The sequence below is a fragment of the Rothia sp. HMSC036D11 genome, assembly GCF_001814205.1.
In the GTDB taxonomy this organism is placed as follows: domain Bacteria; phylum Actinomycetota; class Actinomycetes; order Actinomycetales; family Micrococcaceae; genus Rothia; species Rothia dentocariosa.
Genome location: NZ_KV815289.1, coordinates 1 through 7,836 on the forward strand (window position 1 = coordinate 1; position 7,836 = coordinate 7,836).

Here is a 7,836-nt window from a genome sequence, read left to right on the forward strand (position 1 = left end):
AAAAGGCTCTTTGTTTAAACAAAGAGCCTTTTTAGTATTAAATAAAATCAAAACTATTAGATTAAAATATTATTTTTTAAGAATGTTCAGGGAGCTTCCACGGAATACCCAGGCTATAAGTTTAGGGTGAATCCATGACTACTAATAAAGACCTTCCAAAACCTGAGCATGGAACTATCCAGGCTCAAGATATTCATGAGATAGAGAAAGAATCTGAGGCAGATTCGACTGAGGAGCAAAATTCGTTTCATGCTGGTTTTATAACTGTGCAGATCATTAGGCTAGTGCTCGAAGCTGCGCTTCTCCAGAGTACGTTAATTTCTTCCCTTTCTTATAATATTAGGTCTAGTGGTTTTCTAGGTTTTCTTTTTATTCTCACTCTTTTTTCGCCCTTTATTATACATATTCCATTGCAAATTGTGGCATGTATAAAGATGATTTGGGGAACTAAAACCGCGTGGATCTTGGGGACAAACGCCTATGGTCTGCTCGCTGTTGCGCCTCTTGCTGCTTTTTATACATCGTTCATTATAGGGGTAACGGCTTCAAATGTGGATGTTCAACCATTACGGTGGATTCTAGACGCCTGTGCCCTTGAGGCGATTATAAGTGTTTTCATGATTATTGTAGTGATTATATATAAATGGAAAAGGAAAAAATTATCATCTCACAACAAAAATATGGGTGTGGATAAAGGTTCAATATCGAATAATACTTTATCTGGTTTCAAGAGCGCGGTATACGAAACGGACGATTTAAAAACTCTGAAGAAGCACCGTGAAGAGCCGGTAGTAGAGGTTCCTTGGCAGCAAGTTTCTATCAGGTCGCAGAAAAAAGACTGGGGTGAACACCATGAGTACCGATAAGAATTTTTCAACCTCCGATACTAAAGACTCACAGTCTCCCGCAGAAAGGCAGGGAGTATCGGGTAATACTCTGGAGAATGCACGTCAAGAACCCGAGTATACACAACTGTATGATCTAGAAGGTATCGACGGTAAGATTTCCTTAGAGGCTCAGACATCCCCGGAACCTCAGGGGGTCGAGGAAAATGAAGAACCACGTAAGCGCGTACCAAAACAGCGTTATATAGACCCTAAAACTCGCGAGAGGCTTCTTATAGCACAGACTATAAGGAATATTCTGATTATTATTCCTGCGCTCATCATACTGGTTGTTTTTATCGGCGGATTATTTAATATCGGTATGGCTCGTGGGCTTGATGACGTCAGCCAGGTCGTTATAATGATCGCTGTCATTATTGTGTTGCCCTATATTATTCACGTTATCTTACAGATTGTCGCGTTTGCACGGTTTAGGAAGTCGGTCAGGTTTCGGTGGATACGAGGCGTCAATATTTACAGCCTTATTGTTGCCCCGATCTCCGAGGTTACCTGTGTGCCGTTTATGCTAGGGTGTATTCTTGTTCTATTGATGGGTTGCGACAGGCCATCCGCAGTGATTTCTTCTATGGTAGCGGGCGTTATGGCAGCCCTCTACGAGATTACTTTGGGTATCTCAATGATTGTTGTTACGACAAATAGTATTAAGAAGACCACCCAAACTTCAGAACAAAAGCAGCATGAGATATCCGAAGGAAAACCTGATGAATCACTCTAGAACCTCTTCGCTTTCAGCTGTACTTGGCGATTCCACGCCTAAATCTTCTTCGAATGCATGTGCAAGGTAGGGGCTGAAACCTTTCCTCTCCTTGTTAAAGGTGTACGCGGTGCTATGGTTGAGCTACCAACGACACCACCGAAACACATAGAGAGGAGAGCATGATGCGGCAGCTTTATGCGGCGCAGAAAATCTTCAAAATTACCGACCACTATGTCGTCACCGACGAAGGTGGGTACACGGTATATCAGGTTGATGAGAACTACCGGGTTCTCGGCAAAAACATGAATGTGACGAACGTTGAGACCGGCGTGCAGTTCACGCTAGAGCGGCAGCTTGGGCTCGGTACCGTTTTCAATGTTGGCTTTTCCACTGGCGACCAGCTGTATATGCGCAAACGGTTTAAACTCGCTGGGCTCAACATAGAGGCCTACCTCAACCAGACTCCGCTTCAGATCGGGGGTAGTTTCTGGGAGGGTAACTTTGAGATTGTTCTTGAAGGAGGTATCGTCGCCGCTATTCACAAGCCTAGGTTTAAGATGCGCGACAAATATCAGATCACTGTGTACGACCAGCGTTTTCAAGACGTTGCTATTGCAGTTCTCATTGTTGTTGATTATCTATCTGATCAGCGGCAGAAGAACAGGCCTAGAATTAGTTTTCACGGATCCTAAAGTCCCTATGCGTCAGGTTTGATGAGGCGCGAGCAGATAGTATTGTGGCGGGCAGATAATCGATTGTTATCTGCTCGCCACAATAACCATCTGCTCGTGGGGATTAAAGCGTGCTTATAGAGATTTACTTATTGAAACACCTAAGAAAAAATATTTAAAGAATGAAGTATTTATAAAAACTTACGCACCACAACATTATATTTTTATGTGACATGCCCGAATAAGAAATATGACATTTAAAAATTTTGAACAATGACCACTCTGATATAGAGCATAAAATACATGAACTTCTGTCTTGCGCGATACAGCAAAACAGCCTCAAAGGGTTGAAAACTCGCCCGTGTGGCTTCTACGGTAGGGGCAGAGGCGTTCAGGAAAGCGCTACGCAGTAAATGCATTATATGAGGTGACCAAAACATCACTTTGAGATGTGTTGCTGGTATGTAGCTCTTGCAGATATATTCTGGGCACTCTAAATAAAATCCTCGCTTCGGAAGAGGAAATGTCATAACCCTGCGCCTTCTTTTATGAGGCGTTCACAGATAGTACGCAATCCACAATGCTTTTTGTAGCTCTACAGTGGCGAGTGCGCGTATCCAACCACCATGTGAAAGGAAGATAAGTAACATGACTCTCGAAAATCCCGGACTTTCTCGCCGTAAGTTGCTGCGTACTACCGCTATTGGCGTGCCTGCTGCTGGTCTGCTCGCTGTCGGCTCGACCCTTGTGACCGCACCGAGCGCGCAGGCTTATCACGCGCTAGTTGGTGCTGATGGCTGGTGGGGGTCAAAAACTTCCAGTGGGCTCCAAACTTTCTTAAATATTACCCAGCATGCTCAGGTGAGCGTGGATGGTGTGATTAGTTCTCAGCCGTCAAGTCTGCAGGCTTCATGTCCCGGTCTTGCTGGTGGCTGGGAGTGGGTTGATGATGCTCAAGCATCTGGCTCCCAAACAATAGTTGCGATGCAAACTTGGCTAGGTGTTGGAGCTGACGGGATTTTTGGTTCTGAGACTATCAGTGCCCTGCAAGCCCATTATGGACTGACAGCGGATGGAACACTAGATGGACCGTCGCCGACAATTCTGGCTCTGCAGAATGAAATTAACCATTACCTTCGCGCAGACAATGATGAGATAGCGAAGAATAATTAACGCTACTACCGGTGATGGTTTTATGGTGTGCTGAAATCTTCTCTAATTTCCTGCACCAGAAAAATACGCAAAGGAGGGTATTCCTGATGACTCTCGAAAATTCCGAACTTTCTCGCCGTAAGCTGTTGCGTACTACCGCTATTGGCGTGCCTGCTGCTGGTCTGCTCGCTGTCGGCTCGACCTTGGTAACTGCAACGAGCGCGAATGCTGTTGATGTTGACGGCTACTGGGGTTCGGAGACCTCGACAGGTTTTCAGAAATTTCTGAATACCTTTCTGAGTGCTGGATTAGACGTTGACGGCATGATCAGCTCCCAACCTTCGAGCATGGCTTCTTCCTGCTCCGGCATCGTTGGTGGTTGGGAGTGGGTAGAAGATTCTCAGGCCAAGGGATCTCCCACTATCGGGCTGATGTTTATGTGGCTGACTCATGATCCAGACGATACTCTTGAGGCAAAGACGCAAGAAGGGAGCGCGTCTTTGATTCAAGAAACGGGCGAACCTTTGTCCAATAACCAAATTTCGCCTACACACATCAAGCTCATGCAGGGCCATTATGGGCTTACCCGCGACGGCGTTCTGTCAGCTCCATCGCAGACCATTAAGGCCTTGCAAAAGGAGATCAACCAGTACGTTGGCTAATCCAATGTGACAGTTCTTCACGTGTCGGGAGGGTGGATCGGCCATCTAGTGGTATATCCATCATCCCGACAAGGAAGGCATCTTCCAGCTCTAGCTTTCTGTACCTGAAAATACGCAAAGGAGGGTATCACTATGCCGAATGAACATTCTGGTATTTCACGTCGTCGCTTGCTGCGTACCGCATCCGTAGGTGTTCCCGCCGCAGGCGTTCTGGCGCTGGGGTTCAGCATCGTTAGCGTCCCAGCTGCTCAGTCGCTTGAGGCTGATGGTTATTGGGGTTCCGAGACAACCTCGCAGCTTCAAAAGTTTTTCTTCAATATATTTGCGCAGGAACTCGGTCAGCCTACATACGGGTATGAAGATGGTGTCGTGAAATATCAGCCTGTATCGCAGCAGTCCGCAAACCCCGGGCTGGGCAGCGGATGGCAATGGGAATCCGATGGGGGAGCGCAAGGCTACGACTTCACCATCTATTACCTGCAGCGTTGGCTGGGCGGTGTTGAGGCTGACGGCACGATTGGCCCCAATACCATCAAGGCTCTGCAAAATCATTACGGTCTCACGGCAGATGGTCGCCTAGATGGACCTTCAGAGACTATCAAGGCTTTGCAGAACGAGATTAGCCAGTACGTCGGTTAGCTCTATGTGAGATTTGATGATGCGTGAAAAGCACGTTGGTGCTTCTCAGCGAACATATATTTTCATCCTGAAGGAGGATAAAAATGACGAACGAACATTCTGGTATTTCTCGCCGCAGGCTGGTGCGTACTGCCGCTGTAGGCGTACCCGCCGCGAGTTTGCTGGCTTTCGGCTCCACTCTGGTGACCGCAACAAGTGCGAGTGCGGTTAGCGTTGATGGTTACTGGGGCGAGGAAACCTCTGCAGGGCTCCAACGCTTTATGAATGCCGTGCGTGGGGCCGGGTTGTCGGTGGATGGAGTTATTAGTTCTCAGCCATCAAGTATGGCTCCATCCTGCTCGGGTATCGTCAGCGGTTGGGAATGGGTCGATGATGCACAGGCCTCTGGTTCCCCAACCATGCTGGCCATGTATCAATGGCTTGGATCCGGAACTCATGGGCAACATCTTTTCCTCAAAATTGAGGAATGGGGTGGGAATGTAACTGGCTACAGCATCACAGGCGTTCATATCAAGCTTTTACAAGAGCATTATGGCCTGACGGCGGATGGAACTTTAGATAGTCCATCACCGACTATTGAGGCTTTGCAGAACGAGATTAACCAGTACGTCGGCTAAAACCCGGTGTTGCTCTTTCACCAGTTAGTGCACAGTCATATTCGAACTAATTGAGGAGAAAAAATGATACTTCGTAAATTTGATCGTCCTCGTAAGTCGATGCGCGTAACCTCGCTCGTGACCCCCATTGTGGGTGCCCTGCTAGCGCTTGGCTTCGTAGCGGCTCCGGCGGCGAATGCAGGGATTGCCGATAACTCGACAGGCGCAATGCAGGCAGAATCTGAGCAGCTTCATCAAGAAGCCCGGGACGCTACAGATCTAGCAAATAAGTTTGACCAGGATAACATCGCGATTAATGATTCTGCCGCTGCGGATCTGCGTGATGCTGCGCAGAAGGCTGAAGCGATGGCTCAAGAACGAGACCAGGCAGTTCAGGCTGTTGAAGATGCTGATCGTGACGCCGCCAGCCTCTTTGAATAAATAATTCGCAACTAAGTTGTGTGAAGAAGTGATATTGGGGCTTGTGAGCTTTTGACTGGTGCCAAGATTGCTTCAAACCTTTTATGAGCCTTAGTTGAGGAAGGAGTATTATGACTCTCGAAAATACTGGTATTTCCCGCCGTAAACTGTTGCGTACTACCGCCATTGGTGTACCCGCTGCGGGTATGCTCGCTTTCGGCTCGACCTTGGTAACCGCGACGAGTGCGAATGCGCTTGAGGTTGATGGTTACTGGGGAAGTGAAACTACACGTATGTATCAGAGGCTCGCTGCGCTTGAGGTGGTAGATGGCATCGTCTCAAGTCAGCCTGCGTCTCAAGCGAGTGCTAACCCTGGGCTGACGAGTGGCTGGGATTGGGTTTCTGATGATGCCGCCTCCGGTTCAGAAACCATCAAAGATTTGCAGCGCTGGCTCAAAGTGACCCAGGATGGACTCATGGGCTCGCAGACTATATCTGCACTTCAGGCGCGTTATCACCTCCCTCAGGATGGGGTATTGAGCGAGGAGTCTCCCACCATTAAGAAGCTTCAGTCAGAGCTTATCGCGGTTACCTATGACTAATTCAACATACTGAAAATACATCGGTTACCCGATTTTTCTCCGCAATTTCTATATATGTGAGGAGGATAAAAATGATGAACGAACATTCTGGGCTTTCTCGCCGTAAGCTGTTGCGTACCACCGCTATTGGTGTGCCCGCTGCAGGTATGCTCGCCTTTGGCTCGACCCTCGTGACCGCGCCAGCTGCGAACGCTGCTATAGAAGCTGATGGTTACTGGGGTACGGAGACGACGGAACTTCTCCAAAGTTTCCTTATGCAAGGGGTTCTTGGTCAGTGGTGGTTTCCTGGCTATCCTTTTGGGGATCCTTCGGGGACTATTTCTTCTCAGCCAATATCACGTGCTGAGGAGAACCCCGGTCTGGCTTCAGGCTGGCAGTGGGTTTCCGATGAACAGGTGAAGGGCTCCGGTACTATCGCTAGGTTGCAGCGTGAAAAGCTGGGCTTCGAGAAAGGCGACGGGATTATTGGTCCTCAAACGATTAGTGCTCTGCAGACCTGGCTTGGGCAAACCGCTGACGGCGTGCTTGACGGACCTTCGCCAACGATCGAGGCTCTGCAAAACTATCTGAACTCTCATGTACCTACGACTTAAAAAATAAGTTATCGCGAAAATGGCGTGACATGTTCTCACCTCGTATGTGGTGATGTGAAGAAGGAATATTATGACTCTCGAAAATACCGATCTTTCTCGCCGTAAGCTGCTGCGTACTACCGCTATTGGTGTGCCCGCTGCCGGTGTGGTTGCTTTGGGAGCGAACCTGGTGATGGCCCCAGCTGCGAATGCAGAGACTGACTTGGGCGCCAAGATGAAAGTAGAGTCTGAGAAGCTTCAGGAAAAAGCTCAGAGGGCTAAAGAACTAGCAGACAGCTTCGATCTTGATGCCGCAGCATTTGATGATCCTGCCCTTGAGGCTGCCGTCAAAGATATCAGCGCCCAGCTGCATGATGCTGCTCAAAAAGCCGAAACGTTGGCTCAGCAACGAGCCCAAGAAGCTCAGGCCGTTGAAGATGCTGATAGTGAAAATGCCAGCCGCTTTCAATAATTCGTAGCCAATTGTGTGAGGAAGCGAGATTGGGGCTTGTGAGCTTTTGACTGGTGCCAAGATTGCTTCAAACCTTTTATGAGCCTTAGTTGAGGAAGGAGTATTATGACTCTCGAAAATACTGGTCTTTCCCGCCGTAAGTTGTTGCGTACCACCGCCATTGGTGTTCCCGCTGCAGGTATGCTCGCCTTTGGCTCGACCCTTGTGACCGCAACGAGCGCGAATGCTCTTACAGATGATGGTTACTGGGGCTCCGAAACAACGGTTGAGCTGCAGAAGCGTCTCAACAGCATAGCTGCCGTAAACTCTGCGGTGGAGGGCGGTCTTTCCCTCGACGGGCAGATCGACAGTCAGCCCGCATCCCAGTCAAGTGCTAATCCCGGTTTGACGAGCGGTTGGCAGTGGGTTTCTGACGATGCCGCCTCCGGTTCAGAAACCATCAAAGATT

At 48.6% G+C, this 7,836-nt stretch carries 12 protein-coding genes; all 12 read left to right on the forward strand.

Annotated elements, in window-relative coordinates; all coding sequences use genetic code 11:
• Nucleotides 1-134 precede the first annotated feature (134 nt).
• Nucleotides 135-866 (forward strand): hypothetical protein, encoded by a 732-nt coding sequence (locus tag HMPREF2958_RS04555; protein WP_070696988.1) that lies wholly within the window; start codon nt 135-137, stop codon nt 864-866.
• The gene (locus tag HMPREF2958_RS04560) at nt 853-1,620 is read left to right on the forward strand and encodes a uracil phosphoribosyltransferase (RefSeq protein WP_070696989.1); all 768 of its coding nucleotides are present in this window, start codon (nt 853-855) and stop codon (nt 1,618-1,620) included. Before HMPREF2958_RS04555 ends, HMPREF2958_RS04560 begins: the two co-directional genes overlap by 14 nt.
• 161 nt (nt 1,621-1,781) lie before the next feature.
• Entirely contained in the window at nt 1,782-2,294 is a 513-nt protein-coding gene (locus tag HMPREF2958_RS04565; protein ID WP_048752752.1) for an LURP-one-related/scramblase family protein, read from the forward strand.
• A gap of 627 nt (nt 2,295-2,921) precedes the next feature.
• Entirely contained in the window at nt 2,922-3,446 is a 525-nt protein-coding gene (locus HMPREF2958_RS04575) for a peptidoglycan-binding domain-containing protein (RefSeq protein ID WP_070696993.1), read from the forward strand.
• Between the two features lie 86 nt (nt 3,447-3,532).
• Nucleotides 3,533-4,087 carry a chemotaxis protein CheA gene (locus HMPREF2958_RS04580; protein WP_070696994.1) on the forward strand — a complete coding sequence of 185 codons (555 nt, stop codon included), beginning with the start codon at nt 3,533-3,535 and terminating at the stop codon, nt 4,085-4,087.
• A 132-nt stretch (nt 4,088-4,219) separates the two neighbouring features.
• Nucleotides 4,220-4,726 carry a peptidoglycan-binding domain-containing protein gene (locus HMPREF2958_RS04585; RefSeq protein ID WP_070696996.1) on the forward strand — a complete coding sequence of 169 codons (507 nt, stop codon included), beginning with the start codon at nt 4,220-4,222 and terminating at the stop codon, nt 4,724-4,726.
• An 83-nt stretch (nt 4,727-4,809) separates the two neighbouring features.
• On the forward strand, nt 4,810-5,343 hold the full coding sequence (locus HMPREF2958_RS04590; RefSeq protein WP_041321908.1) for a hypothetical protein: 534 nt from the start codon (nt 4,810-4,812) through the stop codon (nt 5,341-5,343).
• Between the two features lie 63 nt (nt 5,344-5,406).
• Nucleotides 5,407-5,763, forward strand: a complete 357-nt coding sequence (locus HMPREF2958_RS04595) for a hypothetical protein (RefSeq protein ID WP_041321655.1) — start codon at nt 5,407-5,409, stop codon at nt 5,761-5,763.
• Between the two features lie 110 nt (nt 5,764-5,873).
• The gene (locus HMPREF2958_RS04600) at nt 5,874-6,344 is read left to right on the forward strand and encodes a lysozyme family protein (RefSeq protein ID WP_070696998.1); all 471 of its coding nucleotides are present in this window, start codon (nt 5,874-5,876) and stop codon (nt 6,342-6,344) included.
• A 71-nt stretch (nt 6,345-6,415) separates the two neighbouring features.
• Nucleotides 6,416-6,937 carry a muramidase gene (locus HMPREF2958_RS04605; protein ID WP_070697000.1) on the forward strand — a complete coding sequence of 174 codons (522 nt, stop codon included), beginning with the start codon at nt 6,416-6,418 and terminating at the stop codon, nt 6,935-6,937.
• 70 nt (nt 6,938-7,007) lie between these two features.
• The gene (locus tag HMPREF2958_RS04610; RefSeq protein ID WP_070449232.1) at nt 7,008-7,388 is read left to right on the forward strand and encodes a Tat (twin-arginine translocation) pathway signal sequence; all 381 of its coding nucleotides are present in this window, start codon (nt 7,008-7,010) and stop codon (nt 7,386-7,388) included.
• Nucleotides 7,389-7,493: 105 nt separating this feature from the next.
• Nucleotides 7,494-7,836: muramidase (locus HMPREF2958_RS04615; RefSeq protein WP_070697002.1), on the forward strand; the 343-nt coding region annotated here is incomplete at its 3' end.